This is a genomic window from Zavarzinia sp., from assembly GCF_049306435.1.
Lineage (GTDB): Bacteria > Pseudomonadota > Alphaproteobacteria > Zavarziniales > Zavarziniaceae > Zavarzinia.
The window spans coordinates 1-1779 of record NZ_JBAQRT010000377.1 but is presented as its reverse complement, the minus strand read 5'-3'; the positions used below and the strand labels follow the sequence as shown (position 1 = coordinate 1779).

General features: G+C 66.7%; 2 protein-coding genes. Both read left to right on the top strand.

Annotated features, from left to right (window positions below):
- Positions 1–287 (top strand): hypothetical protein (locus WAZ62_RS21475; RefSeq protein WP_422645574.1); only part of this gene is annotated, 287 nt, incomplete at its 5' end.
- 191 nt (positions 288–478) lie between these two features.
- On the top strand, positions 479–1779 hold a 1301-nt coding region (locus WAZ62_RS21470), incomplete at its 3' end, for a DEAD/DEAH box helicase (protein ID WP_422645573.1).

The following is a 1779-nucleotide window of genomic DNA, read 5'->3' as shown; positions in this document are numbered from 1 at the left end:
GCACCCGCGTCGTCCTGATCTTTCACCCGAAGGCCCCGCTGGCACAGGCCTATGCCTGCGCGCCGGCCGCCGTCCTCGCCGCGAACGCGGACTCGCCGGATGCCGGCGGCGCCACCTTCTCGGTCCTCGCCTCGCTGTGCCAGGGCCGGCGCCTGGTTTCCACCGCCATGGTCTCGGGTCCGGCCCCGACCTCGCTCGCGGACCCGGCTTACGGCGAAATCATCGGTCAGGCGCTGGTCGAAATCCTGCCCCTGACCCTGCCGCGCGAGGTTCCGTCACTGCCCTGAGGGGCGCGGCGGACCTGCAACATATGGCCGCGCGCATGGCCGGCCTGCCTGCCCGGCGGTTGACTTGACGGCTCAATCGGCTATCGTCGCCCGTGCTGGATATTGTGCAATGCAGCGAAACAAGGCCGGAAACGGCCGGGCATGTCCGATGGTCGGGCGGCTGCCGCACACGAGAAGCGGATAACGGGTCAATGAGTTTTGAACAACTGGGCCTCAGCGCCGAGGTGCTGAAGGCGGTGTCCGAGGCCGGATATTCCGAGCCCACGCCGATTCAGGCCCAGGCCATCCCCCAGGTGCTGCAAGGACGGGACGTTCTGGGCACGGCCCAGACCGGCACCGGCAAGACGGCCTCCTTCACCCTGCCGATGATCGACATTCTGGCCGCCGGGCGCCCCAAGGCCCGTATGCCCCGCTCCCTGATCCTGGAGCCGACCCGCGAACTGGCCGCCCAGGTCGCCGAGAATTTCGAGAAATACGGCAAGTACCACAAGCTCTCGATGGCGCTGCTGATCGGCGGCACCTCGATGGATGACCAGACCAAGAAGCTCGACCGCGGCGTCGACGTGCTGATCGCCACCCCCGGCCGCCTGCTCGATCACTACGAGCGTGGCCGCATCATGATGCAGGGCATCAAGGTCCTCGTGGTCGACGAAGCCGACCGCATGCTGGACATGGGCTTCATTCCCGATCTCGAGCGGATCTGCAGCCTGCTGCCGGGCAACCGCCAGACGCTGTTCTTCTCGGCGACCATGCTGCCGGAAGTGAAGCGTCTCGCCGACAAGTTCCTGACCGATCCGGTTGAAATCTCCGTCGCCCGGGCCTCCTCGACCGCGACCACGATCATCCAGGCCATCGCGGTCGTCGACGAGATGGACAAGCGCGAAGCCCTGCGCAGCCTGTTGCGCTCGGAAACCGTGCGCAACGCCATCATCTTCTGCAACCGCAAGCGCGATGTCGACATCGTCGGCAAGTCGCTGGTCAAGCACGGCTTCAACGCCGCCGCCCTTCATGGCGACATGGCGCAGAGCGAGCGCAACGCCGTGCTGGAGCGCTTCCGCGCCGGTGAAGTGCCGATCCTCGTCGCCTCCGATGTCGCCGCCCGCGGCCTCGACGTCGCCGAGATCAGCCATGTCTTCAATTTCGACGTGCCGATCCATGCCGAGGATTACGTCCACCGCATCGGTCGTACCGGCCGCGCCGGCCGTGAAGGCAAGTCCTACACGCTGGCCAGCCCCTATGACACCAAGTTCGTCAAGGCGATCGAAGAGCTGATCAAGCAGCCGATCCCGCGCCTGAACGTCGAGGGCATCACCCCTTGCGAACTGCTGTCGGATTCGGAAGCCAAGGCGCACAAGCGTGGCCGCGGCAAGCCGTCCGCCACGGTGAAGAGCGTGAAGCTCACCAAGGGTCGTGGCAAGGCCAAGACCGAAGCCGCCCCGGACGAAATCGAGGCCGTCGCGGCCCCGGTGATCGAGGAGGAGCGGAGCCGCCC